Origin of the sequence: Rhizobium terricola (genome assembly GCF_012927355.1) — a bacterium.
Classification (GTDB): domain Bacteria; phylum Pseudomonadota; class Alphaproteobacteria; order Rhizobiales; family Rhizobiaceae; genus Allorhizobium; species Allorhizobium terricola.
The window spans coordinates 682,801-708,998 of sequence record NZ_JABBGK010000002.1; the positions used below are offsets into that span (position 1 = coordinate 682,801).

Annotated in this window: 26 protein-coding genes; 5 read left to right on the plus strand and 21 right to left on the minus strand. The window is 62.4% G+C overall.

Annotation, left to right across the window (positions count from 1 at the left end):
* Window positions 1-18: 18 nt before the first annotated feature.
* From truA to HHL25_RS13100, 5 genes are all read right to left on the minus strand, one after another.
* Window positions 19-780 carry a tRNA pseudouridine(38-40) synthase TruA gene (gene truA / locus HHL25_RS13080; protein WP_169591347.1) on the minus strand — a complete coding sequence of 254 codons (762 nt, stop codon included), beginning with the start codon at window positions 778-780 and terminating at the stop codon, window positions 19-21.
* On the minus strand, window positions 780-1,715 hold the full coding sequence (fmt, locus tag HHL25_RS13085; RefSeq protein ID WP_169591351.1) for a methionyl-tRNA formyltransferase: 936 nt from the start codon (window positions 1,713-1,715) through the stop codon (window positions 780-782). Before fmt ends, truA begins: the two co-directional genes overlap by 1 nt.
* Before the next feature lie 61 nt (window positions 1,716-1,776).
* The gene (def, locus tag HHL25_RS13090; protein WP_169591356.1) at window positions 1,777-2,292 is read right to left on the minus strand and encodes a peptide deformylase; all 516 of its coding nucleotides are present in this window, start codon (window positions 2,290-2,292) and stop codon (window positions 1,777-1,779) included.
* A gap of 89 nt (window positions 2,293-2,381) precedes the next feature.
* Window positions 2,382-3,899 carry a globin-coupled sensor protein gene (locus HHL25_RS13095; protein WP_169591359.1) on the minus strand — a complete coding sequence of 506 codons (1,518 nt, stop codon included), beginning with the start codon at window positions 3,897-3,899 and terminating at the stop codon, window positions 2,382-2,384.
* 178 nt (window positions 3,900-4,077) lie between these two features.
* Complete coding sequence (locus tag HHL25_RS13100) at window positions 4,078-5,610, minus strand: globin-coupled sensor protein (RefSeq protein WP_169591361.1); 1,533 nt, start codon at window positions 5,608-5,610, stop codon at window positions 4,078-4,080.
* A 354-nt stretch (window positions 5,611-5,964) separates the two neighbouring features.
* Here HHL25_RS13100 and HHL25_RS13105 point away from each other — a divergent pair, with 354 nt between their 5' ends.
* From HHL25_RS13105 to HHL25_RS13115, 3 genes are all read left to right on the plus strand, one after another.
* Complete coding sequence (locus HHL25_RS13105) at window positions 5,965-7,119, plus strand: DNA recombination protein RmuC (protein ID WP_169592879.1); 1,155 nt, start codon at window positions 5,965-5,967, stop codon at window positions 7,117-7,119.
* A gap of 41 nt (window positions 7,120-7,160) precedes the next feature.
* A complete protein-coding gene (locus HHL25_RS13110; protein WP_169591364.1) occupies window positions 7,161-8,060 on the plus strand; it encodes a ribokinase in 900 nt (299 codons plus the stop codon).
* A gap of 221 nt (window positions 8,061-8,281) precedes the next feature.
* The gene (locus tag HHL25_RS13115; RefSeq protein WP_169591367.1) at window positions 8,282-10,639 is read left to right on the plus strand and encodes a methyl-accepting chemotaxis protein; all 2,358 of its coding nucleotides are present in this window, start codon (window positions 8,282-8,284) and stop codon (window positions 10,637-10,639) included.
* Between the two features lie 81 nt (window positions 10,640-10,720).
* On the opposite strand, the gene HHL25_RS13120 is transcribed toward HHL25_RS13115, so the two are convergent.
* Complete coding sequence (locus HHL25_RS13120) at window positions 10,721-11,665, minus strand: nucleoside hydrolase (protein WP_169591370.1); 945 nt, start codon at window positions 11,663-11,665, stop codon at window positions 10,721-10,723.
* Window positions 11,666-11,820: 155 nt separating this feature from the next.
* On the opposite strand from HHL25_RS13120, the gene HHL25_RS13125 reads away from it, so the two are divergent.
* Entirely contained in the window at window positions 11,821-12,246 is a 426-nt protein-coding gene (locus HHL25_RS13125; protein WP_169591373.1) for an Hsp20 family protein, read from the plus strand.
* Between the two features lie 49 nt (window positions 12,247-12,295).
* Complete coding sequence (locus HHL25_RS13130) at window positions 12,296-12,553, plus strand: BQ00720 family protein (RefSeq protein WP_169591376.1); 258 nt, start codon at window positions 12,296-12,298, stop codon at window positions 12,551-12,553.
* Window positions 12,554-12,563: 10 nt separating this feature from the next.
* On the opposite strand, the gene trmB is transcribed toward HHL25_RS13130, so the two are convergent.
* From trmB to trpS, 15 genes are all read right to left on the minus strand, one after another.
* Window positions 12,564-13,265, minus strand: a complete 702-nt coding sequence (gene trmB / locus HHL25_RS13135; RefSeq protein ID WP_169591379.1) for a tRNA (guanosine(46)-N7)-methyltransferase TrmB — start codon at window positions 13,263-13,265, stop codon at window positions 12,564-12,566.
* 7 nt (window positions 13,266-13,272) lie between these two features.
* Window positions 13,273-14,511 (minus strand): methionine adenosyltransferase, encoded by a 1,239-nt coding sequence (gene metK / locus HHL25_RS13140; RefSeq protein WP_169591382.1) that lies wholly within the window; start codon window positions 14,509-14,511, stop codon window positions 13,273-13,275.
* Window positions 14,512-14,677: 166 nt separating this feature from the next.
* The gene (locus tag HHL25_RS13145) at window positions 14,678-15,097 is read right to left on the minus strand and encodes a helix-turn-helix domain-containing protein (protein ID WP_169591386.1); all 420 of its coding nucleotides are present in this window, start codon (window positions 15,095-15,097) and stop codon (window positions 14,678-14,680) included.
* Window positions 15,098-15,245: 148 nt separating this feature from the next.
* Window positions 15,246-16,832 (minus strand): apolipoprotein N-acyltransferase, encoded by a 1,587-nt coding sequence (gene lnt / locus HHL25_RS13150; protein ID WP_169591389.1) that lies wholly within the window; start codon window positions 16,830-16,832, stop codon window positions 15,246-15,248.
* Window positions 16,833-16,932: 100 nt separating this feature from the next.
* Complete coding sequence (locus HHL25_RS13155; RefSeq protein ID WP_169591392.1) at window positions 16,933-18,111, minus strand: transporter associated domain-containing protein; 1,179 nt, start codon at window positions 18,109-18,111, stop codon at window positions 16,933-16,935.
* A gap of 12 nt (window positions 18,112-18,123) precedes the next feature.
* On the minus strand, window positions 18,124-18,630 hold the full coding sequence (gene ybeY, locus HHL25_RS13160) for an rRNA maturation RNase YbeY (RefSeq protein WP_169591395.1): 507 nt from the start codon (window positions 18,628-18,630) through the stop codon (window positions 18,124-18,126).
* Window positions 18,631-18,647: 17 nt separating this feature from the next.
* Window positions 18,648-19,700, minus strand: coding sequence for a PhoH family protein (locus HHL25_RS13165; protein ID WP_169591398.1), 1,053 nt, complete (start codon window positions 19,698-19,700; stop codon window positions 18,648-18,650).
* A 39-nt stretch (window positions 19,701-19,739) separates the two neighbouring features.
* Entirely contained in the window at window positions 19,740-21,146 is a 1,407-nt protein-coding gene (gene miaB / locus HHL25_RS13170) for a tRNA (N6-isopentenyl adenosine(37)-C2)-methylthiotransferase MiaB (protein ID WP_169591401.1), read from the minus strand.
* Window positions 21,147-21,196: 50 nt separating this feature from the next.
* Window positions 21,197-22,000 carry a lysophospholipid acyltransferase family protein gene (locus tag HHL25_RS13175; protein WP_169591404.1) on the minus strand — a complete coding sequence of 268 codons (804 nt, stop codon included), beginning with the start codon at window positions 21,998-22,000 and terminating at the stop codon, window positions 21,197-21,199.
* Between the two features lie 29 nt (window positions 22,001-22,029).
* A complete protein-coding gene (locus HHL25_RS13180) occupies window positions 22,030-22,458 on the minus strand; it encodes a Fur family transcriptional regulator (RefSeq protein WP_169591406.1) in 429 nt (142 codons plus the stop codon).
* Between the two features lie 42 nt (window positions 22,459-22,500).
* Entirely contained in the window at window positions 22,501-22,998 is a 498-nt protein-coding gene (locus HHL25_RS13185; RefSeq protein ID WP_169591409.1) for a GNAT family N-acetyltransferase, read from the minus strand.
* A 5-nt stretch (window positions 22,999-23,003) separates the two neighbouring features.
* Window positions 23,004-23,648 carry a tRNA (adenosine(37)-N6)-threonylcarbamoyltransferase complex dimerization subunit type 1 TsaB gene (tsaB, locus tag HHL25_RS13190; RefSeq protein ID WP_169591412.1) on the minus strand — a complete coding sequence of 215 codons (645 nt, stop codon included), beginning with the start codon at window positions 23,646-23,648 and terminating at the stop codon, window positions 23,004-23,006.
* A 30-nt stretch (window positions 23,649-23,678) separates the two neighbouring features.
* Entirely contained in the window at window positions 23,679-24,242 is a 564-nt protein-coding gene (locus HHL25_RS13195; RefSeq protein WP_169591417.1) for a NifU family protein, read from the minus strand.
* A 113-nt stretch (window positions 24,243-24,355) separates the two neighbouring features.
* Entirely contained in the window at window positions 24,356-24,847 is a 492-nt protein-coding gene (locus HHL25_RS13200; protein WP_169591421.1) for a universal stress protein, read from the minus strand.
* An 81-nt stretch (window positions 24,848-24,928) separates the two neighbouring features.
* Complete coding sequence (gene trpS, locus HHL25_RS13205; protein ID WP_169591424.1) at window positions 24,929-25,993, minus strand: tryptophan--tRNA ligase; 1,065 nt, start codon at window positions 25,991-25,993, stop codon at window positions 24,929-24,931.
* Between the last annotated feature and the right edge of the window lie 205 nt (window positions 25,994-26,198).

A 26,198-nucleotide genomic window follows, 5' to 3' on the forward strand; every position in this document is an offset into this window, starting at 1 on the left:
CACCAGCAGGCGGGCGCGTCAGCCCCCTTCGTCACCCGGATAGTCGACACGCAGGAAGAACAGGCCTCCGGGCGGAGCGACCGGACCACAGGCGGCGCGATCACGCGCTTCAAGGGCGGACTGCACGTTGTCGGGGGTCATCTTGCCGTCGCCAACCAGCTTGAGCGTCCCGGCGAAGGAACGGATCTGGTTGTGCAGGAAGCTCTGCGCGGTCGCGCGCAGTTCGATCAGGTCGCCGCTGCGGGTGATGTCCAGACGGTCGAGCGTGCGGACCGGGCTGGTTGCCTGGCAATGCGCCGATCGGAAGGTGGTGAAGTCGTGATGACCGACGAGCCGCTGGGCGGCGGCGTGCATCGCCTCGTGATCCAGCGGCTTAGGAACCCACCAGGCGCGATCCGCCTCCAGTGCCAGCCGGGCGGGCCGGTTGATGAAGCGATAGAGATAATGGCGGCGCAGCGCGGAGAAACGGGCGTCGAAGCTCTGATCGACGGTGTGCACGTCGAGGACCGCGACCCTCTCGCCGGCGAGCGACAGATGTGCATTCAATGCGTTGCGCAGCTTGTAGGGAACCCATTCGCGCGCCAGATCGACATGAGTGACCTGGCCTATGGCATGGACACCGGAGTCCGTGCGACCCGCGCCCCGGATGGAAACCGTCTCGCCCGTCAGTGCCAGCACCGCCGCTTCGAGCGCGCCCTGGACGGAGGCACCGTTGTCCTGGCGCTGCCAGCCGACATAGGGCGTGCCGTCATACTCGACGGTCATCCGAAACCGCGGCATCAGGCGAGAACCGTGCCGGGCGAGACAGGCGTGCCACGCAGAAAATCGGCGGCATCCAGCGGTTTTCCGCCCGCCTTCTGCAATCGCGTCAGACGCACGGCGCCACTGCAGCAGGCGATTGCCAGCGCCGAATCGAGAACCTCGCCGGCACTTCCAGCACCTTCGCACAGCTCGGAGCCGAGCACCTTGACGCGCTCCGCCTTGCCGTTGACCTCAAGCTCGAACCAGGCTCCGGGAAACGGCGAAAGCCCGCGGATGTGATTGTGAACCTCGACCGACGAACGGGAAAAATCGATGCGGGTCTCGGCCTTGTCGATCTTGGCCGCATAGAGCACTCCGTCCACCGGTTGCGGAACGGTCTCGAGGGTACCCGCCTCCAGCCTGGCCATGGCATCGACCATGGCTTCCGCGCCGATTTCGCGCAGGCGATCATGCAGTTCGCCGGCCGTCATGTTCGGTTCGATGGCAACCTTGCGCGTCAGTGCGACGGGACCGGTGTCGAGACCCTTGTCCATCTTCATGACCATCATGCCCGTTTCCGCATCGCCGGCCATGATCGCGCGCTGGATCGGAGCCGCACCACGCCAGCGCGGCAGAAGCGAAGCGTGGCCGTTATAGGCGCCAAGTCGCGTTCCCGAAAGGATAGCCTCTGGCAGAAGCAGGCCGTAAGCAACGACCACCGCGACATCCGCACCGAAGGCGCGGAACCGGTCGAGATCCTCTGCCTCACGGAAATTCAGGGGATGGAGAACCGGAATTCCGAGGCGTTCAGCGGCGAGGTGAACGGGAGACTTCTGGAGGTCGAGGCCGCGCCGTCCGCCGGGACGTGGCGGCTGGGTGTAGGCGGCAACGATCTCGTGGCCCGCAGCGGCGAGCGCCTCGAGCGTGGCGACCGAGAAGTCGGGCGTTCCCATGAAGATGATGCGAAGTGCCATGATGGGTCCCATCTCCTCGCAGGATGTGATGCATGCCGCGACCACCTGGACCGCGCGACTGTCAGAGCGCCTTCGACTTGGCCGCCTTCGTGAATTTCTTGATCACCATCTCGCGCTTCAGGCGGGAGATGTGGTCAATGAACAGAACGCCGTTCAGGTGATCGATCTCGTGCTGCAGGCAGGTGGCCAGCAGGCCATCGGCTTCGGTCAGCTGTTCCTTGCCGTCGCGGTCAATCGACTTGACGGTTACGCTCGCGGGCCGTTCCACTTCGGCATAGTAGTCGGGGATCGACAGGCAGCCTTCCTCGTATACCGAACGTTCGTCGGAACTCGTGATGATTTCCGGGTTGATGAACACGAGCGGGCGCTTGTCTTCACCTTCCTTGGCGACATCGATGACCAGCAGGCGGCGCGGCACGCCGATCTGGATGGCCGCAAGACCGATGCCGGGAGCATCATACATGGTCTCCAGCATGTCGTCGGCCAACTGACGCATATCGTCGTCGACGCGTTCGATGGGCGTGGAAACCTGCCGCAGCAAGGGATCGGGGAGAATGATGAGAGGCTTGATCGTCATGGGCCTCCCTTATCGCATCTTTTCTGACGATGGAATCGAAAAACGCGGCGGGCCGCCGCGTTTCCGTAAGCCACCAGGATGGTGCTGGATCAGGCGGCTTTGCGCGACGCGGTCCCCCGGCGCTCGGCACCGGCCGGCATATCACCTTCACCGGAGCGTGTGTTGAGCTGGCCGAGCAGCTTGACGAGGCTCTCAACCTCGGAACGGAGGCGTCGGGTTTCGGCGGAAGTCTGCTCGACCATGGTCGAGTTCTGATGCGTCAGCGTGTCCATGCTGATCGTCGCCTGATTGACTTCCTTGAGACCCGTCGCCTGGTCCTTGGCGGCGGTGGCGATCTCGGAGACGATCGCATGGATGGTGTCGATCCGGCTGATCATGTCACCCAAGGCAGCGCCGGTGTTGGAGACGAGCCCCACGCCTTCGTTGACCTGGTTGGTGCTCTGCGAAATCAGGCGCTTGATTTCCTTTGCAGCGTCGGCGGACCGCTGGGCAAGCTGGCGGACTTCCTGGGCGACGACGGCAAAGCCCTTGCCCGCATCACCCGCACGGGCTGCCTCAACGCCGGCATTGAGAGCGAGAAGATTGGTCTGGAAAGCGATCTCGTCGATGACGCCGATGATCTTGGAGATCTCGGTCGACGATTTCTCGATTTCGGCCATGGCGTCGACGGCACGCGAGACGACGTCGCCGGAGCTGCGGGCCTGCTGCTGGGTGTCATGGACGGCGAGTGAGGCGCGCTCGGCATTGCTCGCGGTCTGGCCGACGCTGACGGAAAGCTGCTGCAGCGCGGTCGAGCTTTCCTGGATGCCGGCAGCCTGCTTGGCGGTGCGCATGGCCAACTCGTCGGAGGCCTTGGCGATTGTCTCCGTGCCGTCGAGGATTTCCTCGGAGGCGCGGCGGATCGAGGCGAAGGAGGCATTCAGGCGGACAACGGTTTCGTTGTAGTCGAGCGCCATCTGCTTGAAATTGTCCGGCAGGTCGGTTTCCATCCGGCTCTCGAAGTCGCCGCGAGCGAGCGCTTCCAGGCCACGGCTCAGGTGTTCCATGGCCAGCCGCTGGTCGGCTTCGAACTGCAGCCGCTCGGCCTCGAGCTGCTTGCGGCGATCCTCAAGCGCGTCGAGATAGACCGAAATCGAATAGTCCATGTCGAGCATGGAAGCCTTGATCAGGGCCCCAAGTTTCTCGCCAAGGGCGGTGGCGTGCTGCTTGCCGAAGGGAAAAGGCCAATGTTTGACGAGCATGCCCGCCACCAGTTCGGTCATCAGCATCGAATAGCCGCCGATGTACCAGCGGGGCTCCAGTCCAATGCGCGCATGAGCCTTGCCGATGGCCGTCACGCCCTTGACGTAATCCGGATCGAACGTTCCCTTCGAGACCTTGTCCCAATGCTGCATCTGAGCATTCTTCGCAGCCGCCATGTGCGGCTTTCCGTTGAAGAAGCCAGAGATCTGCGGGGTGGAGGCAACCTTGGCGTAGAACTTGTCGAGCACGCCGCCGAGGAGTTCACCGAGTGTCGGTCGAAGCGAATTGAGTGTCTTGCATGTCTTCTGGTCGATTTCGAGAAATGCCAGACGTTCCGTCAAATTCTTGTCTGCTTCTACACTCATTTGTTCGCCATGACTTACGTGGAGGCGGACAAACGCCCCCTAGATTTCAGGAATATGTCGAAAGAATTCGAGAAAATCCTGAACAGACCATGAAGATCCTCGGCGAGAAATGAGAAATCCCGGAACAGTCGGTGTCACGATCGCCCCGGGATGAAACAGGTTTGCAATTTGCGATTGGTCAACTTGCGCGACGATAGGACGAGATCCGGTCAGTGCCGCGTCGTCCCGCGCCGGAATCGTCGGCGGCATCGTGGTCACGGGTCTTGAAGCCCCGCAGAGCCGCCACCAGACGTTCCACTTCGTCGCGCAGCGTGGCCGTTTGCGCGGATGTCTCCTCGACCATGGCGGCATTCTGCTGGGTGATCTGATCCATCGAGGATACGGCGGTGTTGACCTCCTTCAGGCCTCCCGACTGGTCTGACGCGGCCGTGGCGATATCTGCAACTATACCGTTTATTTCATCAATACGGGAAATAATCTGGTCAAGAGCCTGGCCCGCGTGGTTGACGAGGCCGACACCCGCCTGAACCTGGCCGGAACTCTGCGAGATCAGGCTCTTGATCTCCTTTGCAGCGCTCGCACAGCGCTGGGCGAGTTCGCGGACTTCCTGAGCGACGACAGCGAAACCGCGGCCGGCCTCTCCGGCACGGGCCGCCTCGACACCCGCATTGAGCGCCAGGAGATTGGTCTGGAAGGCGATCTCGTCGATGACGCCGATGATCTTTGAGATCTCGTCGGAGGATTTCTCGATGGCGCCCATGGCGTTGACCGCGCTGGTGACGACCTCACCGGAAGCACGGGCCTCCTCCAGCGCAACGCTCACGACGCCCGCGGCCTTCTGCGCGCCGCTTGCCGCGAGGGTCACGTTCTGCGTGAGTTCGTGTAGGGCGGCAGTACTTTCCTCAAGACCCGCAGCCTGCTGTTCCGTCCGGTGGGCGAGGTGATCGGATGCGTCCGAAATCGCGCTTGCCGAGCGCAGGATCTCTTCTGCAGCGCTCCGCACTGTGCCGATCGTGTCGCGCAATTTCTCGACGGAGGAATTGTAATCATTCGCCATGCCGACAAAATTCTGCGGCTGCTCGACAGGCATCTTCGCCTCGAGGTCACCCTTGGCCAGCTTCGTCAGCACGGCACTCAGTGCCGCAAGTGCGACGGCCTGTTCGTGCTCGGCCTTCACCCGCGCCTCTTCGGCGGCCTTGCGCTCGGCTTCCAGGATATCGAGATAGACCGTGATGGAATAGTCCATGTCGAGCAAGGCCGCCTTGACGAGCACACCGATTTCCTGGCCGAGGGCCTCACCCTGTTTGCGGGCAAAGCGCGTCGGCCAGCGCTCGCGCATCACAGAGTGAACCAGTTGCTCGACGAGAAGGGCGTAGCCGCCGATATACCAGCGCGGTTCGAGGCCGATGCGGGCATGGGCCTTGCCAACCGCCGTCACGCCTTCGACGTACTGGCCGTCGAACTGGGCCGCGGTCACGACCGACCAATGGCCCTCCTGCCGCTTCTTGGCGCCCTGGATATGCTCCTCGTTGCGGAAGAAGGCAGCGGTTTCCGGCGTGCTTCGGACCTTCTTGTAGAAGGTATCCAATGCCGCACCGATATTGGCCCGGACGGTCGGCGCCAAGGTCCGGAGGGTGTTTCGGGCGGCCTTGTCCAGGCCAAGAAACTCGAGGCGCGCCTCAAGCGCACCCTTTTCGTCATGCTTTGTCATAGCCAACCCCCGCGTTGCATCTTGACGTTTGCGAACTACTTCAAGGAAGTATTTTTTAGTAGTTCATTATCTACTTAAAAGGGTAAACATTCCATTTACCTAATGAACACTATGTGTCTTTTTCTTGCATTAGCACTTTACATTTCCACCCGTGCGAGCATGCATGACGTTTGTCAGCTACCGCGGAGACCGTGCCGGATAACGGCGCTCGTCCTTCCGATCTGCGGCACCGATTGCGATGTTCCCGATTTGATCTGTCGCTGCCGACCGAATCTGCTAGTCTCCCCCGTCATGAACACGACAGCACGACTGCCCTTCGACCCCGGCACTCTCCTGGCCTCCCCAACAGCCGTCATGGCAATCGTGGGAGGGATCCTGCTTGTCGGAGTGGCTTTGCTGGCAATCACCATCCGTCGGGCCGGGCGATTGCGACTGGAGCTCGAGGCGGAAGCGCTGCGCCGGGAGGCTGCCGCCGAGGCAAGGCTTGCCGAGCTTCTGAAGGCTCAGGCCGAGATGCAGGGGCGTCTCGTCGCCATGTCGGACGTATTCGGCAATCGGCAAGCGGAACTGAACCAGGCGATCAACCAGCGCCTCGACGGTCTGACCCACCGTATCGGCACCACGATCACCGAACAGACCAAGTCCACCCACGAAAACTTGAGGCATCTTCAGGAGAGGCTGGCATTGATCGATGCCGCCCAGAACAACATCCAGTCGCTGGCGAAGGATGTGGTCGGTCTTCAGGCGATCCTCTCGAACAAGCAGACTCGAGGTGCCTTCGGTCAGTCCCGCATGGAGACCATCGTCGCCGACGGTCTGCCGATGGGTGCCTATACCTTCCAGTCCACGCTCTCGAACAGCATGCGGCCGGACTGCACGATCCGCATGCCCAACAATTCGCCACCTCTGGTAATCGACGCCAAGTTTCCGCTCGAGGCGTGGAATGCGATCCGCGACGCCGACACGGCCGAGGCAAAGAAGCTCGCCGGTCAGCAGTTCCGCCGCGACATCGAGGTCCATATCCGGGATATCTCGGACAAGTATCTGATTGCCGGCGAAACTCAGGACATGGCTTTCCTGTTTGTACCGTCCGAGTCGATCTTCGCGGAGATCCACGAGAACTTTGAAGCGGTCGTCCAGAAGGCGCATCGGCTGCGGGTCGTCATCGTCTCGCCCTCGCTGCTGATGTTGTCGATCCAGGTGATCCAGGCCGTGCTGAAGGATCAGCGCATGCGCGAGCAAGCGCATGTCATCCAGGGAGAGGTCCTGCATCTGATGGAGGATCTGGCACGCCTTGACGATCGAACGCGAAAACTGCAAGGCCATTTCCTCGCCGCGCAAAAGGACGTGGACATGATCCTGACCTCGGCCGACAAGCTGACAAAGAGAGGCGCGCGGATCGAGGCACTCGAATTCGAGACGGCTGCGGCCGCACCAGTGGAGGAAGGTCCGCGCACGGTCGAGAGCCGGACGGGCCTCCTGAAGCTCAGAATAGTAGACGAGGACTAGCCAACGGCAGCGCCGAGGGCCGCACCAGGGACGGAACGCAGATGATTTCAGTATTCGGCTCCATCAACATGGATCTGATCGCAACCACCCCTCGGCTTCCCAAGCCCGGCGAAACGGTGGCCGGAACGGGTTTTTCGACGGCAGCCGGTGGCAAGGGCGCAAACCAGGCGCTTGCCGCGCGGCGTGCCGGCTCCGTGGTCAAGATGGTGGGTGCCGTCGGACAGGACGAGTTCGCGGCTCCCGCCCTTGCCCTCCTTGATGCCGCCGGTACCGATCTTTCGTCTGTCCGCCATGTCACCGGATCGACCGGAACGGCGCTGATCCTGGTCGGCGGCGACGGCGAGAACATGATCACCGTCGTGCCCGGAGCAAACGGCACGATCACGGTGGCCGACGCAGCAGCGACCGTCGATACCATGCAGCCTGGCGACTACCTGATGCTGCAGCTGGAAGTTCCGGCAGCGGCGGTCGAGCGCGCGCTGACGGATGCCCGAACCCGCGGCGTGACCACCATCATCAACATCGCGCCCCTGACCGCCGATGCCGCGCGTCTCGGTCGCGCGGCGGACATTGTTATCGCCAACGAGACGGAGTTCGAACTGCTTGCCGGGCGTAACGGAATGACGGCAGCCATGCGGGAAGACGCGCTGATGGCCCTGCATCGCGAGACCGGCCAGACCCTGATCGTGACACTTGGAGCGGACGGGGTGATTGCGGCGCGGGGCGGCCAGCTTCACCGCACCAAGGGGCTTCACATCACGCCGGTCGACACGGTCGGCGCGGGCGACACCTTTTGCGGCTACCTTGCCGCAAGCCTTGACCAGGGACTGGATTTCGAGACTTCGCTTCGTCGGGCAGCCATCGCCGGCTCCCTCGCCTGCCTGAAACACGGCGCCCAACCTTCCATCCCGACCGCTGAAGAGGTGGCGGCGCACCTCTGAAGCCGCCAATGCGACATTGCGTGTCGCACGGATTGCGAAACAGCCTCAGGACTACGAGAAAAGAGCCAATCGCTTCAAAAGTCATTAAACTTTAGCCTATCATAGTGCGCGAGATTGGCGTGCGCTTCCGCATTTCGGAAGTGCGCTTACGCACCATGATGGCGCGGACCTACCGGTTGCATTCTCCAGCCGTTGCGGCTTTTCCGAATCCTGAGGTTTCCATGTTCAAGTTCATCTCGCGTTCGATCGCGGCGAAACTGCTCGTCGTCACCGGCGTCGCCATCGCCGCCGTCCTGCTTATCTCCAACCTCATTCTCATCACCCAGACACGCGACCGCGTGCAGAACCTGACGATGGAGCAGGCCAATTCGGAAGCGAAAGCGATCGCCAACGGCGTCGCCGTCGACATCGGCGAGCTGGCAAGCGCAGCGCGTTCCATGGCCGGCGTGATCGGCCGCGGTCACGAAGGCACGTCTTTCGACCGCAAGGGCGCCATCAACCTGCTCAAGGCCAACGTCGATCAGAACCCCTTCGCCTTCGGCAGCTGGTTCGCCGAAGAGATCAAGGCCTTCGACGGTCGTCAGGAAGACCTGCTGGGCAACAAGGAACTCGGCGCGAACGACGCGGGCGTCTTCACCCCCTACTGGTCGAAGGACCGCAACGGCAATATCCAGTTCTCGACCTTCAAGAACGATTACGCCGCCGAATGGTACGCACTGGCCAAGGCCAGCGGCAAGGGCGCCATCACCGCGCCTTACATGACCCAGGACACCGACATCCCGGTCGCAATGACCTCGATCGCCTATCCGGTCATGTCCGGCGGCAAGCTGATCGGCGTCACCGGCGTCGACATTTCACTCTCCTCGCTGTCCGACAAGCTCAAGGCTCTCCGTCCGTTCGAGACCGGCCGCGTGCTGCTCGTCGCCCAGGCCGGCCAGTGGCTGGTCGCTCCGTCTGATGACGTGATGATGAAGCCTTACGAGGGCGAAGGCGCCGATGCGCTCAAGGCAGCGCTTTCCTCCGGCAAGTCGCAGCTCGTCTCCGATCTCCAGGCAGAAGGCCAGGAGGGTTTTGACCGCCTGCTGTTCCCGTTCGCCGTACCGGGCGTGAACACCAACTGGGCCGTCATCATCGATATTCCGCACAGCGCGACCGGTGCTGCCGTCGAAGCGCAGACCTTGATGATGATCATTGCCGGTCTCGTGGTTCTTGGTGCCGTCATGACCGCACTGTTCCTCGCCGTCCGCGCCTTCGCCCAGAAGCCGCTCCACGCGCTGATCGGCGACGTCGACCGACTGAGCCGCGGTGAGTACAACGACGTGGTCAGCGGCCAGGACCGAGCCGACGAACTCGGTCTCGTCGCCAAGGCTCTCGAAGGCTTCCGCCATCGCCTCGCCGACAGCCGCAAGCTCGAGGGCGAAGCCGAGCAGCAGCGCGGTGCGGCCGATGCAGAACGTCGCCGTTCCGAACAGGAGCGCACGGAATCGCTCAACATCCAGCAGCAGGTCGTCAGCGTTCTCGGAACCGGCCTGTCGCAGCTGTCGCAGGGTAATCTCGGCTATCGCATCGACGACGAGTTCCCCGGCGAATACGCTGCCCTCAAGCGCGACTTCAACGAGGCGCTGGCAAGCCTCGAAACGACGATCGGCGCCGTCAACTCGAGCGTCGTCAATATCGGTGCAGGCAGCGGCGAAATCGCCGAAAGCGCCGCCGATCTCTCGAAGCGCACCGAACAGCAGGCGGCAAGCCTCGAAGAGACCGCAGCAGCACTCAACGAGCTGACCGAGCAGGTCAACGCCAGTGCCGTCAACGCCAATACGGCGGCGGCAACGGTCAGCCTCGCCTGCGAGGATGCTGAGCGCTCCGGCGAGGTAGTCCAGAAGGCCGTCACCTCCATGCACGGCATCGCCCAGTCGTCGCAGGAGATCTCCCGCATCATCGGCGTCATCGACGAAATCGCCTTCCAGACCAACCTTCTCGCCCTCAACGCGGGCGTCGAAGCTGCCCGCGCCGGCGAGGCAGGCAAGGGCTTCGCCGTGGTTGCCCAGGAAGTACGCGAACTGGCCCAGCGTTCGGCCGGCGCAGCGAAGGAAATCAAGACGCTGATCACCACCTCGGGTGCCCAGGTGAAGGACGGCGTCGAGCTCGTCGGCCAGGCTGGCCAGACGCTGCACAAGATCGCCGACCAGGTCATGCAGATCAACGACCTGATCCGCCAGATCTCGGCCTCCGCCAGCGAACAGGCGTCCGGCCTCAAGGAGATCAACTCCGCGGTCAACCAGATGGACCAGGTGACGCAGCAGAATGCCGCGATGGTCGAAGAAACGACCGCCGCCAGCATGACGCTGAAGAACGAGTCCGAGAACCTCCGGGAACTCGTATCGCGCTTCACCGTCTCGGGTGCAAACAGCTACAGGGCGTCTCCGCAGGCCCTGTCGTCGTCGCTCACCTCGGTCGCCCGCACCATGCGGACGGCTGCGCCGAGCGCTCCGGTCGCAACGCCTCGCCCGGCTGCCAAGCGCGTTGCCGCCGGCGGGTCCGCCGCAGCCGCTGTTGCCGACGACTGGCAGGAATTCTGAGCCTCGACCTCGGGAAGAAACACCAACGAGAAAGGCCGCCGGAGCAATCCGGCGGCCTTTTCTTTTTCTCTTTCGAGCCAATCAAAGCCGCGCGAAGCGCTCGATCAGGAGATTGAAGAAGCCTTCCGCATCGACATTGCGCATCACCTGTGCGTTCGGTGTGCGGCCGGATACCCGCCACCAGTCGACCACGGTCATGCCGACGGTCAGTTCGGAAGCGGTCTCGATCTCGACGTTGCAGTGGCGGCCCGAGAAGAGCTCCGGGCGGAGCAGGTATGCGATGACCGTCGGATCGTGCAGCGGTCCGCCGTCGGAGCCGTATTTCTCCTCGTCGAAGCGTTCGAAGAACTCAAGCCACTCGACCATGACCTTTGCAGGCCGGGTTCCGAGCGCCGCCAGACGCGCGACGCGGGCCTTGGTCGTCATCAGCTGGTGGGTGACGTCGAGCGGCATCATGACTAGGGGGATGCCCGATCCGAAGACGATTGCTGCAGCCTGGGGGTCGACATAGATGTTGAATTCGGCAGCCGGCGTGATGTTGCCGCCTTCGAAGAAGCCACCGCCCATGAGCACCAGTTCGCGAATGCGCGGCGCGATATCAGGCGCCTTCTTCAGCGCGAGGCCGACATTGGTGAGCGGCCCCAGGGTGCAGAGTGTGACGCTTCCCGCCGGTTCGCGGCGAAGGGTTTCGATAATGAAGTCGACCGCGTGCTGCGACCTGACCGCCATCGTCGGCTCATCGAGAACGGCACCGTCGAGGCCGGTCTTGCCGTGGACATGCTCGGCGGTCACCAGCTTGCGCTCGATGGGTCGGTCGGCACCTTCGTAGACCGGTACGTCTGTATTGCCGCAGAGCTCGCAGACAATCCGGGCGTTTCGGCTGGTCAATCTCAACGTAACATTGCCTGCAACGGTCGTGATGCCGAGAATCTCAAGCTCGTCCGCACTCGCAAACGCCAGCATCAGTGCAGCGGCATCGTCCTGCCCCGGGTCGGTATCGATAATGATCTTTCTGCGTTCCGTCATGCGTCCGGTCCCAATTTCAAAAGCTGGCCAGTTGAGCCAGTCAACCACCGTTGTCAAGATCCGAAGCGCTTGCAGCCATGCACCCGCCATCCCATATTGACCTGCAAGACGATTTCGACGCCGGCCCGTGGGGACGGTGACGACGAGGAGGATCGATGAGAAGCACCAGAACGTCGGCGCCCCCGATGCTACTCGGTTTCGGAATGGGCGATCCGATTTCAGGGCGCCTCACACGCCCCGGCGAGGGATATCCCCCCTTCGACATCGAGCGGTTGCGTGGTGCAGAGGCGCAAGGCGACAGATTGCGAATCACCCTGGCGGTCGCGGGCTTCGGCGAAGAGGAACTTGAGGTGCTTGTCGAGGCGAACCAGCTTGTCGTGCGTGGACGGCAGGTCGACCGGGCGGAGCCCCATTACCTCTTCCGCGGCATCGCCGCCCGCCAGTTCCAGCGGGTTTTCCTTCTCGAAAAGGGCATGGACGTGCTGAGCGCAACCTTGCGCAACGGCCTTCTTTCCATCGACCTCATCCGCCCCCAATCGGCACAGATGGTGCGAAAAATTAACATTTCCTCGGCACAGTAGGGTTAACGGCATGATCGTGCCGTAGCTCCCTATCTGGTGGAGGATCGGAATGTTGATGAGAGAAGTGAATTCGCGCCTGACCCAATCGGAGCTGGCGCATCTGGGCGCCGGCGAAGTGGGTTACATTCGCAAGATGCGCTCCGACGAAGTATCGCGCTGCTTTCCCGAGGCGCCCGACGTCGACCCCAATCTGGATCTCTGGGCCCTTTTCGCGGCAGACGGGACCCCGATCCTTCTGACCGACAACCGCTCGAGCACCTTCTACAAGGCAGCGGAAGACGACCTCAAGACGGTAAGCCTGCACTGACGCTCAGGCGTCAGCGCCGACGGAAAGTGAGATAGGCCGACGAGCGGCCTTCGCGCTTGGCCTTGGCTTCGTAGCGCGTTCCCGGCCAATTGGGAAACGGCGTCTTCCAGTCCGACGCATTGCGCGCTGTCCATTCGAAGCCGCCATGCTCCGCGCAATGCGCGAGCGTCCAATTCACGTAAGTATCAATATCCGACGCGAAGCAGAAATGCCCACCCGGCTTCAGCACGCGGTGGAAGCGCGTGAGATTGACCTGCGAGACGAAGCGGCGTTTCCAATGCTTCTTCTTCGGCCAGGGATCGGGATAGAGCAGATCGATCTGGTCGATCGAGGCATCCGGTAGCCAGTCGAGCAGCTGGGTCGCATCATCGTCATAGAGTCGGATGTTTTCGAGCTTGCGCTCCTCGACCTCGGCCAGCAGCTTCGCCATCGAATTGACGAAGGGCTCGACGCCGATGAATCCCGTCGCGGGGCTCTCCGACGCCCGGTGGACGAGATGTTCGCCGCCACCGAAGCCGATTTCCAGCCTGATGCGCTCCACCGGAGCGGCAAACAGCCCCTCGATCGGCCGAGGGGCCGGCGTGCTCAGGTCAACGCGCAGCGCGGGCAGGAGATGCTCCATGCGCACGACCTGCTGATCGCGGAGCGGCTTACCCTTGCGGCGACCGAAAAAGGCTTCGGTCGCCCTGCTGCGACGTTCAGATGTGTTCATTGCCGTATCAGGCCTTCAGCGCTTCCTTGAGCGGCTTGACCAGGTCGAGCTTCTCCCAGGAGAAGGAACCGTCGCGGCCAGCCTTGCGGCCGAAATGGCCGTAAGCGGAGGTCTTAGCATAGATCGGCTTGTTGAGGTCAAGATGGCGACGGATACCGGTCGGGGAAAGATCCATGACCTTGCGGATCGCGGCCTCCACCTGATCCTCGGTCACCTTGCCGGTGCCGTGCAGGTCGACATAGATCGACAGCGGCTGGGCAACACCGATGGCGTAAGAGATCTGGATCGTGCAGTTGTCGGCAAGGCCGGCAGCAACGACGTTCTTCGCCAGGTAACGGGCAGCATAAGCGGCCGAACGGTCCACCTTGGTCGTGTCCTTGCCGGAGAAGGCACCACCGCCATGGGGTGCGGCACCGCCATAGGTGTCGACGATGATCTTGCGGCCGGTAAGACCTGCGTCGCCGTCCGGACCACCGATGACGAACTTTCCGGTTGGGTTGATGTACCACTTGCAGTCGTCGGCAATCTTCAGGTCACCGAGCGCTTCGCGGATGTAGGGTTCGACGACCTGGCGAACCTTCTTCGAATCCCAGCTCTCGTCGAGGTGCTGGGTCGACAGGACGATCGAGACGGCCTCGGCCGGCTTGCCATCGACATAGCGTACGGTCACCTGGCTCTTCGCATCGGGGCCGAGCTTGCCGGCATCGCCGACACCCTTCTTGCGGGCTTCTGCGAGCAGCTGCAGGATGCGGTGCGCATAGTAGATCGGGGCCGGCATGAGGTCCGGCGTTTCGCGGCAGGCGTAGCCGAACATGATACCCTGGTCGCCGGCGCCTTCGCTGTTGTCGTGGTCGGCGGCCTTGTCGACGCCCTGGGCGATATCCGCAGACTGCGAGTGCAGCAGCACATCGATCTTGGCCGTCTTCCAGTGGAAGCCATCCTGCTCGTAGCCGATGTCACGGATCGCCTTGCGGGCAGCGGACTTGAACTTGGCCGGATTGATGACGTCCTTGCCGGTCTTGTCGGTCTTGAGCAGGCTCGGCGGCAGGCGAACCTCACCGGCGATCACCACGCGATTGGTGGTGGCGAGCGTTTCGCAGGCAATGCGCACGCTCCACGGATCCACGCCGGTCTTGGCCGCTTCGCGGTAAACCAGGTCAACGATTTCGTCGGAGATACGGTCACAGACCTTGTCCGGGTGACCCTCGGACACGGATTCGCTGGTGAAAAGATAGTTTGCGCGCATGCGGGATTCCCCTCAAAGAACAGGCTTCGATCTTGTTAGTCAGTTCGCACGCGAAAAACAAGAACACAACGACATAAATATATCTTTATGTGAGCATTCCACTGGCATTAAATCGACAAAAAAAGCGGCCGTCAGGCCGCTCTCTTTACCTGCCCCCCGGCTGGGTTCATTCGGCGTCGGACTCGGCGGCGAGCGCCTTGACGAGATCGACGAGCTTGCGACGGACCTTGGGGTCGGCAATCTTCACGAATGCACGGTTGAGCTGCAGCCCCTCGGAAGAGGACAGGAAGTCGACGACATAGTTGGAGCTTGATGCTTCAGCCATTCCGCCGGCGCCGGTCGGCTGCTCGCCCGGAGCGTCTTCGAAGAAGAAAGAAACCGGCACGTTCAGAATATTGGAAATGTTCTGCAGGCGGCTGGCACCGACGCGATTGGTGCCCTTCTCGTATTTCTGGATTTGCTGGAAAGTGATACCCAGGCTTTCGCCCAGCTTTTCCTGACTCATGCCCAGCATGGTGCGGCGAAGACGAATCCGGCTGCCGACATGAATGTCAATCGGGTTCGGTTTCTTCTTATTCTCGATCATGTTGTGATCCTGACAAGTGTTGGCAATTCACCATAACGCCCCTTGCTTCTCGCGGACCATAACGTGGCGTTGTATACGCCATTCAGGAACTTTGAGCATACTTACAGACTTATGGTTCCGACCACTATGCAATTTTAGGGGTTTTTGGTCAATTCTTCCTAAAAATAAAACCCATGCGTGAAATCAACGCAGTCATGGCGACAGCAAACAGGACCAACCACTGGTTTAATTTCCGGGCGTTAACGTCCCATTTTGGTACATTACCAATATCTAAAGTTGAGTCGACGACACCGCGCGTGCCGAGCGCCATTCCGCTTAGCACACGCCCCCGGGGATCGACCACGGCTGAAATTCCGTTATTTGCACCGCGAATGAGCGGCAGACCCGTTTCGACAGCGCGAATCCGGGCCTGCTGGAAGTGCTGGTAAGGCCCTGGCGTAATCCCGAACCAAGCATCATTGGTCACGTTGAGAATGGCACCGGCGCCCTCGACCGGTATGGCCACTTCGTCGGGAAAGATGATCTCGTAACAGATCAGCGGGTAAAGACCGATCCCGGCCGGCGTCGTGAGCAAGGAGCGCTGCTGGGCCGGCGAAAAGCCTCCCGGAAGGCTGACGAGATTGTCGAAGCCGATCCGGCGCAGGACATCCTCATAAGGCACATATTCGCCGAACGGGGTGAGATGCACCTTGTCGGACGCCGAGAGGATCTGCCCCTTGTCGTCGATCATGTAGACGGAATTGTAGTAGCGCGGCGGATGGCCCGCTCCCTGGTCCTCGGAGCGCACGGCCCCGGTCACCAGCACCTGGCCATCCTTCAGGACATCGCCGATCCGCGCGAGCGCATCGGGATTTTCGGTCAGGATAAAGGGAATCGAAGTTTCGGGCCAGACGATGATGTCCGGCTGCGGCTTGCCGGCTGCAACAGGTTCGGCAGACAGAGCCAGATGCTGGTTGAAGACATCGATCCTGTCGGTGTTCGCCAGTTTCTTGGCCTGATCGACCATCGGCTGGACCAGGCGCACGGTCAGTGGTTTACCGGACGGAACCGGCTCGGCAAGACGGTAGGCACCATAACCGAGATGGGCGGCTGCCAGCAGTCCGGCGAGCGCCAGACCGGGCACGAGCCCCTTCCGCGTGCCCAGCAGGGCGGGGGCAGCAAAGACGACGACGGCAAGCGCACTGACGCCGAAGACACCGATCACTGTCACGGACTGCATCATCAGCGGGATCGGCATTGCGCCGTAGCCGATCGCATTCCAGGGAAACCCGGTCGCGACGAAGCTCCGAAGCCATTCCATCAGACCGAAACCGGCGGCGAGAGCCGCAAGGCGGCCGAACCCTTCCGACCAGAAGAGGCGCGCCAGCATCGTCGCAAGACCGTAGAAGATCGCGAGAACCGCAGGCAGGCCGAGCACCGCGAGCGGAAGCGCCCAGGCGAATTCATCGGCCTCCACGAGCAGGGCATTTCCAAGCCACCAGAGGCCGGCAACAAAATAGCCAAAGCCAAAGGACCAACCGATGACGAAGGCCGAGCGTAGCCCGAAGGAATGGCTTCGATCGGGATTGCCGGCCGTGCCGTCGAGCAGCCAGACGAGGATCGTGAAGGAGAGAAATAGGGTTCCGAAGAAGCTGAAGGGTGGAAGGGCCAACGCGCCCACGGCCCCTGCCAGGAATGCGAAAAGCAATCGCTTCCATCCCCAGAGCAGCATGATCCTTCCGGCCAGCCGTTCCATGCCCGCCCTTTCCTTCATTCGCGAATCGGTTCGCCAGCAGTGTTCCAAAAAACACCGCGCTTGTCCCGCCGGTTGAACGATGAAGGGAACGTGGCGACGCTCATGCGCCGCCGTCTACATCCGTGGGCAATGCGTCATCGGCCTTGCCGGCCTTGGCGCCGCTGCGGGCCTTGGCCGGCACATCGGCCTCGCCCTTGGTCGGACGCCGACGAGCGGCCGCGCGCTTGCGCACGATCCGGACGCGCTTGATGCGCCGAGGATCAGCATCGAGGATGTGGAACTCGAAGCCGGGAACCGCCTGCACGACCTCGCCACGGACCGGGATACGACCCAGGGCCGAGAAGATCAGGCCGCCAAGGGTGTCGACATCCTCCAACTGGTCGCGAATGTCGAAATCCGGACCGATCGCCTCGGCGATTTCCTCCAGCTCGACACGCGCATCGGCGACCAGCACGTCCTCGGAGGTCCGGCTGAACATGGCCTCTTCGTCATCATGCTCATCGTCAATGTCGCCTACGACCATCTCGACGATGTCCTCATGGGACACCAGGCCATCGGTACCGCCATATTCGTCGATTACGAGAGCGATCTGAGTCCGTGCCGCCTGCATCCGGCTCAGCAGGTCGGAGGCGAGCATGGAAGGCGGCACGAACAGAATCGAGCGAACAATGCCGCATTCGGCGACGGTCTTGGTCAGGTCGACGCGGCCGAGGTCGAGATCGGTCCTGGCGTTGCGGGGCGCCGCTTTCTCGGTCTTGTCGGTCTTCTCGCCAGCAGCCGGGGCCGGGCGAGTTCCGTTGCGGCGTTTGTTGCGGGCCTGCTTGGTCACATAGGACAGCAGGTCGCGGATATGCACCATGCCGCGCGGATCGTCGAGCGTCTCGCAATAGACCGGCATGCGCGATCGCCCGGATTCCTCGAACAGCGTCATCAGTTCGCCGATGGTGATGTTCTCGTCGACGGCCTCGATGTCGACGCGCGGAACCATGACGTCTTCGACACGAACCTCGCGAAAGCGCAGGATGTTGTGAAGCATCGCCCGCTCTTCGGGCGTGAAGACGTCGCTTGTACCGGCATCCGCCTTGAGCGCGTCGGTCAGGTCCTCGCGAAGACTTGACGCCGAGGACGGCCTCAGGATGCGGGCGGCACGCGCCCAGAAAGAAGTGAGTGCTCGGCCGGATGATCCCTCCGGCCGCGAAGGACTACTGCCCTCCTCCGAAGAGGAACCTTCCGATCCCTCATTGGCCTCTGCGGCCACTCTTGTCGAAAAATCGCTCATTATTCCAAACTGTCAAACCGGGTCCTGCCCCGCATAGGGATCAGATAAGCCAAGTGCCGCCAAAATGCGAGTCTCAAGGGCTTCCATTCTTTCGGCCTCGCCCGCTTCTATATGGTCATAGCCGAACAGATGCAGAAAACCATGGACCATGAGATGAGTCAGATGATCCCCGAAACTCTTCTCCAGGTCCAGTGCCTCCCGTTCGACGGTTTCCCTTGCAATGATGATGTCGCCCAGCATCGGCCCTGGCATGCCGCCCGGCTGCAACGGAAATGCGGGGAAGGACAGCACGTTGGTGGGCTTGTCCTGTCCTCGCCATTCGGCATTGATCTCGCGAATGGACTGGTCGTCGGAGAAGACGAGCGACACTTCCGGCGCCATCGCCGGGAAGGGTTGCTTTCCCTCGGCCTGCAGATAGCGGGCGGCCTCGCCCAGCACACGGCCGGCGAGACGTTCAAGTTCGGCTTCGTCCGCCCAGCCTTCGGCTTCGACGGCGATCTGGATATCGAGTTCTTGCATCGTCGGTCGGTCCGACCCTATCGGTCGGTCTGCTCGCTTTCGTCCTGCACGGCATATTGGGCATCATAGGCCTTGACGATGCGCCCGACCAGCGGATGACGGACGACATCTACATCCTTGAAGCGGACCACCGAAATGCCCTCGACGCCCTTCAGGATCTGCAAGGCCTCGACCAGCCCCGACTTCACGCCGCGCGGAAGGTCGACCTGGCTCGGGTCCCCGGTGATGATCATCCGGGCATTTTCGCCGAGACGGGTCAAGAACATCTTCATCTGCATCGACGTGGTGTTCTGCGCCTCGTCGAGGATGACAGCGGCATTCGCCAGGGTGCGGCCACGCATGAAGGCGAGCGGCGCGATCTCGATGACGCCGGCGGTGATCGCCCGCTCGACCTTGTCACCGGGCATCATGTCGTAGAGCGCGTCGTAGAGCGGACGGAGATAGGGATCGACCTTCTCCTTCATGTCGCCCGGCAGGAAGCCGAGGCGTTCGCCGGCTTCGACGGCAGGACGCGACAGGATGATGCGGTCGACCGCGCCACGCTCCAAGAGCTGAGCGGCATGGGCGACGGCGAGGTAGGTCTTGCCGGTACCGGCAGGGCCGACGCCGAAGACCAGTTCCGAACGCTCCAGAGCCCGCATATAGGCATCCTGGGTCGGCGTGCGAGCCGAGATGGTCTTCTTGCGGGTGGCGATCTGCGCCATCGACAGCTTGGCCTTGCGCTCCATCGTCGGCAGCGTCAGCTGATCGTCCGCGGCGACCGCCATGCGGATCGCGCCTTCGACGTCGGAGGCTTCCACCGAGCCGCCACTCTGAAGACGGGCGTAGAGGAAATCCAGAGCACGGCGCGCCTGATTGGTGGCGAGCAGGTCGCCTGAGATGGAGACAGAATTGCCGCGGGCCCGCGCCTCGATCTGCAGCCTGTCTTCCAGAAGCTTCAGGTTCTGGTCGAACTGGCCAAACAGCTCACTGGCAAACCGATTGTTCTCGAACGTCAAAATGAAGTGATTGGCGTCGGTCAGGGCACGGACGTTGCGCGAGGATGAAGAAACCACTTCTTGTGCGTTCAAGCGATCAGGCTCCTGTATGATCAGGTTCAGGCCCTCACTCTAACCCTCTGCCACCTCGGCAAACAAGCTGTTTGGGCCGGCTGCGGTGATTCGTACATTTATAATGTCGCCGATTTGCGATGAATTTGCATCAACATTCACGGACTGCAGCCAAGGAGACCGCCCGATCAGCTGACCGGGCAGGCGTCCGGGCTTTTCGAGGAGCAAGTCGATCGTTCGACCGATCAGGGATTGCGAGAACTCCTGCTGCTGTTTCAGCAGCAATTCCTGCAGCCGCGCCAGTCGCTCGACCTTGATCTCTTCAGGCACATGATCGGGCAGATCGGCGCCCGGCGTGCCGGGGCGGGTCGAATACTTGAACGAATAGGCCTGGGCATACCCGACCGTCTCGACGAGATCCAACGTCGCCCGGAAATCCTCGTCCGTCTCGCCGGGAAAGCCAACGATGAAATCACCCGACAGGGCAATGTCCGGGCGCGCCGCGCGGATGCGCTCGATCAGGGCGACGTATTCCGCGGCCTTGTGGCGGCGGTTCATGGCCTTGAGGATGCGGTCGGAGCCCGCCTGCACCGGCAGGTGCAGGTAGGGCATCAGCATCCGCAGGTCGCGATGGGCTTCGATCAGGCGATCATCCATGTCGCGCGGATGGCTCGTGGTGTAACGGAGGCGTGCAAGGCCGGGAATTTCCGCCAGACGGTAAAGCAGATCGCCGAGCCCGATCGCGCGGCCGGCAGCATCGACGCCATGCCAGGCATTGACGTTCTGCCCGAGCAAGGTGAGTTCGCGCACGCCATCGGCGACGAGCTTCTCGGCTTCAGAAACGATCTGGAGCAGTGGACGGGAGACTTCCGAACCGCGCGTATACGGCACGACGCAGAAGGTGCAGAACTTGTCGCAGCCCTCCTGGACGGTCAGGAAGGCTGTGACGCTGCGCACCCTGCCCTTCGTCTTCGTCGGGTCCGGAAGGTGCTCGAACTTGTCTTCGAGCGCATATTCGGTGTCGACCACCCGCTCTCCGATACGGGCGCGGCGCAGAGCCTGCGGCAGGCGATGATAGGTCTGCGGGCCGATCACCACGTCGACGGCTGGCTCGCGGCGGGCGATCTCGTCGCCTTCGGCCTGGGCGACGCAACCGGCGACGCCGATCATGAACTCGCGGCCTTCGGCGGCGCGCACCTTCTTCGTCTCGCGCAGGCGTCCCAGCGCGGAATAGACCTTCTCGGCCGCCTTTTCGCGGATATGGCAGGTGTTCAGCAGGACGAGATCGGCGTCCTCCATGTCGTCAGTCGTGACATAGCCTTCGGAGGCGAGCGCATCGGACATGCGGCCGGAATCGTAGACGTTCATCTGGCAGCCATAGGTCTTGATGAAGACCTTGCGCTCGGGCGCCGCAGCGGCGTCCTCCGGCGTGCCCGTCGCGTCAATCAGTGCTGTATCCTGGGTCATGCCGGCTATTTAGTGGTTTTTCCGGCCGGATTAAACCGAAAAATGAACGCTCAGGCCGAACGGGCATGCCGCCCGCGCAGATGATCGAGCAACATGTTGCGGATCCGGCGTTCGACGAGACCTGCGACCTGCTTGCGATTGTCGCCCTCACGATACTCCACGACCTCGCCGAAGCTGACGTCGACGTCGATGGCGCCCGCCTTCAACACGCCCATCAGATGCGGCACCAAGGCCACGTCGCCGGGCCATCCGACGAGCGGACGGTGGTAGCGCCCCATCGGCAGTCCATGAACACGCGTGTAGGCGATCGCGATCGGCTGGACGTAGACGACCCCCTGCGGCGCAAGGGGAAGTGCGGCGGCGGCGGCACCGAACAGCGAGGTCTTCACCTCCAGCATGCGATTGCCGTCCGACGTGGTACCCTCGGGAAACAGGACGACGATCTCGCCATCGGCCATGCGCTCGGCGATCTCGCTCACCTGATCGCCCGTCCGCCGTTTCTGTTCACGGACGACGAAGATGCTCTTCTGCAACCTTGCGAGCGTTCCGAAAAGCGGCCAGTCGGCCACTTCCGTCTTGGCGATGAAGACGACGTCGGCCAAGGCTCCGAGAACCAGGATGTCCTTCCAAGAGGCGTGGTTGGCTGCGATCATCAAGGGGCGGTGCCGCTCCAGCGTGCCGTGGATGTTGATACGGATGCCGATCAGCCGGCAGGTTACGGAATGCCAGACGCGCGGTAGTCGTCGCCGCAGTTTCCAGTCGAAGCGAAGCGCGAGAAGTTGCAGCGGCGCCAGGACCAGTGTCATGACCGCAATGAAGGACAGAGCGAGGGCGATCCTGAGCCCGTTGATCACGCTTCGCCCCTCATTGCCCTTCGCATGCGTCAGCCTTCGTCCTTGGCGAGCGGAATGCCGTAGAGTTCGAGGCGATGATCGACAAGGCGGAAGCCGTGTTCGCGGGCAATGCGCTCCTGGAGCGCCTCGATCTCCGGCGAATGGAATTCGATGACCGTACCGTTCTTCAGGTCGATCAGATGATCGTGGTGCTCTTCCGGCACCGTCTCGTAGCGGGAGCGGCCGTCGCGGAAATCGTGACGCTCGATGATGCCCGTATCCTCGAAGAGCTTCACCGTGCGGTAGACAGTGCTGATCGAGATCTTCGCGTCGATCTTCACGGAGCGCCGGTAGAGTTCCTCGACATCGGGATGATCCGCAGAGTCCTCGAGGATGCGCGCGATGATACGCCGCTGCTCGGTCATGCGCATGCCGCGCTCAACGCACAAAGCTTCCAGCGATTTCGGTTCTTCGCTCATGGCACATGGATCCCGCGCATGTCGGTCTTATGACAGAGGCAACTATCGAAGATCGCGACGCATGACAAGCGCCGAGGAACGCCGGCCGCTCGCATCGGTATAGTAGGCGGGACGCTCGCCGGCCTTCTGGAAGCCGAGCTTGCGGTAAAGCCCGAGAGCCGGCTCGTTGCCGTCGTCGACTTCGAGGAACATCGCCTCGCCGCCCCGCCCGCCGGCTTCGCGCATTGCCGCCTGCATCAGGCGCCAGCCCAGGCCGAAGCGGCCGAACTTCTCGTGAACCGCGATGGTCAGGATCTCGGCCTCGCCGGCCGTCTCGCGTGCGAGGACAAAGCCCGCGAGCGGCGCCTTGAAGATCAGCGCATTGGTCTGCCAGACGACATAGCCGAAGGAATTCGGCTGCAGAAGCAGGCTGAGGAATTCACCGTCGTTCCACGCCTTGGAAAAGCGCTGGGCATGCAACCCAGCCACCGCCGCACAGTGCTCGGCGGCCATCGGCACGATTTCGAATTCGGGTTTTCTGTTGAAGTAGCTGTCCAGCATCGATTTCACGCCCTGAGTACGGCAAACCCCGCCTGCGGCTTGGCATCGGGTCCCCGCAAATATAGGGGTTTGGGCTTGCCCGCAGCTTTCGCCACGGCTCCGAGACGCGCGACGACGCCAATCGGGAAACGGTCTGTCTCGGTGAGCGCCGCCGGATCGGAAAGCAGTGCCGCGGCCGATCCGATGACCCTGAGGCCGCTCGCCGACCGGGCGAACGCCTCGACGGAGGCGATGCAGGCTTCGCCTTCCGGCGTGCCATCCGCTTGAAACTGCTGGAGATAGACCTCGCCGCGCTTGGCATCCATGGCGACCAGAAATGGCTGGCCGTCCTTTTCCGCGGCGTCGGCGATCGCTTCGAGCGTCGGGATCCCGACGGCATCGATGCCGAGGGAAAGGGCCAGCCCCCGGGCGGCCGCAACCCCCACACGGATGCCGGTGAAGGAACCGGGACCGACGGTTACCGCCACACGCTCGATTGCCGAAAGGTCCAGCCCCGCTTCGGCCAGGGCCGTATCGATCGTCGCCATCAGCTTTTCAGCATGGCCACGGCCGATGTTTTCAGTCGCCACGCCGACGAGGCGGCGGGCGCTTCCATCATAGACGGCCGCGGAACAATCGACCCCGGCCGTATCGATCGCCAGAACAATCATTCCCTGTCCCTGCTCCCCGCCCGCGGTCCGTCAGACCGCTTCGACTTCCTGAACCTCGGGCACGAAATGGCGCAGAAGGTTCTGCACACCGTGCTTGAGCGTCGCGGTCGACGACGGGCAACCGGAGCAGGCGCCCTTCATGTTGAGATAGACCTTGCCGTTCTTGAAACCGCGGAAGGTGATGTCGCCGCCATCCTGGGCGACGGCAGGACGAACGCGGGTCTCCAGCAGCTCCTTGATGGTCGCGACGATGGTCTCGTCGCCCGCTTCGAAGAATTCCTCGTCACCGTCCTCGTCATTGGCGACGGCGGCCGACCCCATGACCTTCGCGCCGCTCATGAAATGTTCCATGATGGTGCCAAGGATGGCGGGCTTCAGGTGCTGCCACTCCGGGCCGTCCTTGCTCACGGTGACGAAGTCGTAACCGAAGAACACGCCGGTCACGCCGGGAATGGAGAAGATACGGGCGGCGAGCGGGGAAACGGACGCGCTTTCGGCATCGCGGAACTCGGCGGTGCCGGTTTCCATGACCACCTTTCCGGGCAGGAACTTGAGGGTCGCCGGGTTCGGCGTGGCTTCGGTCTGAATGAACATGGGAACCTCCGGGCGGGTTCAAGGGCCGCCGTTCAATTTAGAATTCTTCAAAAGAAAATAGGCTCGAACGGGTCGCCCTTCAAGCCTGTATTTGACGATAGCCGCATTGCGGATCAGCAGAGAGCGTCGATCTCCTCGTCGGTCAGCGAGTCGGGTAGGACCGTGACCGGGATCGGGAAGGCGGCGCCGCGACCGGCGATCATCGACACCAGAGGCCCCGGCCCTTCCTTGGTCGAACCGGCGGCCAGAACCAGGATCGCGATGTCGCGGTCGTCCTCGATCAGAGCGTTGATCTGGCTGGCGGAACTGCCCTCGCGGATGACGATTTCCGGTTCGATGCCGATGGTTTCACGCACCGTCTGCGCAGCCTTCGCCATAACGGCTTCCGCCTCCTCGCGCGCCTCGGCGCGCATGATCTCCTCGACGCCAAGCCATTGCTGGAAATCGCCTTCGGGGATCACATAGATCAGGACGAGGCCGCCGTTCGAATTCTTGGCGCGGCGACCGGCATAGTGCACGGCCCGCGAGCATTCCGGCGTATTGTCGATCACCGCCATAAACTTGCGGCGGTGACCCTCAAGGCGTGACAGGCGCGTTGAAACCATCTGGGACCCCGCCGGCGGACTGTTGATCTTGCCATGAAAGCGGCTGGATCCGTCACCCCAGCCGCCCTGCTTCGCGCGACTTTACTGTACGAAACCGATAATGTCGCGGACTTCCTTCATGGTTTTTTCGGCCCGGGCGCGCGCCCTTTCGCCGCCGTCCCGAAGGACGCTGTCGATGTAGGCGGTGTCGCCCATCAGGCGGCGCATCTCGCCGTTGACCGGGGACAAGACGTCCACCGCGAGTTCGACGAGCGCGGGCTTGAAGACCGAAAACTGCTGACCGCCGAATTCGTTCAACACGTCTTCCTTGGTGCGATCCGACAGGGCCGCGAAGATGCCGACCAGGTTGTCGGCTTCCGGGCGACCCTTCAGGCCTTCCGTCTCGCTCGGGAGCGCGTCCGGATCGGTCTTGGCCTTGCGGATCTTCTTCGAGATCGCTTCGGCGTCATCCATCAGGTTGATGCGCGATAGGTCGGACGGATCCGACTTCGACATCTTCTTGGTGCCGTCCTTGAGGCTCATGACGCGGGGCGCGGGGCCGTCGATCAGCGGCTCGACCATCGGGAAATAGGCGTGTACCGGCTCGTCGCCGACCGTGATGTCCGTACCGAGGCCGGTGCGGCGGATGTGCTCCATGAAGTCGAGGTTGAACTTCATGGCGATGTCGCGAGTAAGCTCGAGGTGCTGCTTCTGGTCCTCGCCGACCGGCACATGCGTGGCACGATAGACGAGAATGTCGGCGGCCATCAGGCTCGGATAGGCGTAGAGGCCGAGCGAGGCCTGTTCGCGGTCCTTGCCAGCCTTGTCCTTGAACTGCGTCATGCGGTTCATCCAGCCGATGCGGGCGACGCAGTTGAAGATCCAGGCGAGTTCGGCATGCTGCGGCACGGCCGACTGGTTGAAGACGATATGCGCCTTCGGATCGATACCACTCGCGAGGAAGGCCGCGGTGATCGAGCGGATCTGGCCCGGCATGTCGTCGTGGACCAGCTGGGCGGTCAGGGCATGCAGGTCAACGACGCAATAGATGCAGTCGTGATGTTCCTGCAGCGCCACGAACTTGCGGATCGCGCCGAGATAATTGCCGAGATGGAGGTTGCCGGTCGGCTGAACGCCGGAAAAAACCAGCGGCTTGAACTCACCCATGATTGTCCTCAACAGGCTGGTGGAGGGCCCGATCTCTCGATCGAAATACGTTGCGGCTTATGCACGGCGCGCAGCCGACAATCAAGAGCTTCGTGGGCCGGCCAACGGGCGGCTAACCCGTCCGGTCACGCTACCCCGTAAGCAGCACTTCGGCACGAATTCCTTAATCAATATTAAGTATTTCGGCAACACATTCATATTATTG

Bases quoted from the DNA above. Each gene is read 5' to 3' on its own strand.
- truA (WP_169591347.1), bottom strand. From the start codon at position 780: ATGCCGCGGTTTCGGATGACCGTCGAGTATGACGGCACGCCCTATGTC.
- fmt (WP_169591351.1), bottom strand. From the start codon at position 1,715: ATGGCACTTCGCATCATCTTCATGGGAACGCCCGACTTCTCGGTCGCC.
- def (WP_169591356.1), bottom strand. From the start codon at position 2,292: ATGACGATCAAGCCTCTCATCATTCTCCCCGATCCCTTGCTGCGGCAG.
- HHL25_RS13095 (WP_169591359.1), bottom strand. From the start codon at position 3,899: ATGAGTGTAGAAGCAGACAAGAATTTGACGGAACGTCTGGCATTTCTC.
- HHL25_RS13100 (WP_169591361.1), bottom strand. From the start codon at position 5,610: ATGACAAAGCATGACGAAAAGGGTGCGCTTGAGGCGCGCCTCGAGTTT.
- HHL25_RS13105 (WP_169592879.1), top strand. From the start codon at position 5,965: ATGGCAATCGTGGGAGGGATCCTGCTTGTCGGAGTGGCTTTGCTGGCA.
- HHL25_RS13110 (WP_169591364.1), top strand. From the start codon at position 7,161: ATGATTTCAGTATTCGGCTCCATCAACATGGATCTGATCGCAACCACC.
- HHL25_RS13115 (WP_169591367.1), top strand. From the start codon at position 8,282: ATGTTCAAGTTCATCTCGCGTTCGATCGCGGCGAAACTGCTCGTCGTC.
- HHL25_RS13120 (WP_169591370.1), bottom strand. From the start codon at position 11,665: ATGACGGAACGCAGAAAGATCATTATCGATACCGACCCGGGGCAGGAC.
- HHL25_RS13125 (WP_169591373.1), top strand. From the start codon at position 11,821: ATGAGAAGCACCAGAACGTCGGCGCCCCCGATGCTACTCGGTTTCGGA.
- HHL25_RS13130 (WP_169591376.1), top strand. From the start codon at position 12,296: ATGTTGATGAGAGAAGTGAATTCGCGCCTGACCCAATCGGAGCTGGCG.
- trmB (WP_169591379.1), bottom strand. From the start codon at position 13,265: ATGAACACATCTGAACGTCGCAGCAGGGCGACCGAAGCCTTTTTCGGT.
- metK (WP_169591382.1), bottom strand. From the start codon at position 14,511: ATGCGCGCAAACTATCTTTTCACCAGCGAATCCGTGTCCGAGGGTCAC.
- HHL25_RS13145 (WP_169591386.1), bottom strand. From the start codon at position 15,097: ATGATCGAGAATAAGAAGAAACCGAACCCGATTGACATTCATGTCGGC.
- lnt (WP_169591389.1), bottom strand. From the start codon at position 16,832: ATGGAACGGCTGGCCGGAAGGATCATGCTGCTCTGGGGATGGAAGCGA.
- HHL25_RS13155 (WP_169591392.1), bottom strand. From the start codon at position 18,111: ATGAGCGATTTTTCGACAAGAGTGGCCGCAGAGGCCAATGAGGGATCG.
- ybeY (WP_169591395.1), bottom strand. From the start codon at position 18,630: ATGCAAGAACTCGATATCCAGATCGCCGTCGAAGCCGAAGGCTGGGCG.
- miaB (WP_169591401.1), bottom strand. From the start codon at position 21,146: ATGACCCAGGATACAGCACTGATTGACGCGACGGGCACGCCGGAGGAC.
- HHL25_RS13180 (WP_169591406.1), bottom strand. From the start codon at position 22,458: ATGAGCGAAGAACCGAAATCGCTGGAAGCTTTGTGCGTTGAGCGCGGC.
- HHL25_RS13185 (WP_169591409.1), bottom strand. From the start codon at position 22,998: ATGCTGGACAGCTACTTCAACAGAAAACCCGAATTCGAAATCGTGCCG.
- tsaB (WP_169591412.1), bottom strand. From the start codon at position 23,648: ATGATTGTTCTGGCGATCGATACGGCCGGGGTCGATTGTTCCGCGGCC.
- HHL25_RS13195 (WP_169591417.1), bottom strand. From the start codon at position 24,242: ATGTTCATTCAGACCGAAGCCACGCCGAACCCGGCGACCCTCAAGTTC.
- HHL25_RS13200 (WP_169591421.1), bottom strand. From the start codon at position 24,847: ATGGTTTCAACGCGCCTGTCACGCCTTGAGGGTCACCGCCGCAAGTTT.
- trpS (WP_169591424.1), bottom strand. From the start codon at position 25,993: ATGGGTGAGTTCAAGCCGCTGGTTTTTTCCGGCGTTCAGCCGACCGGC.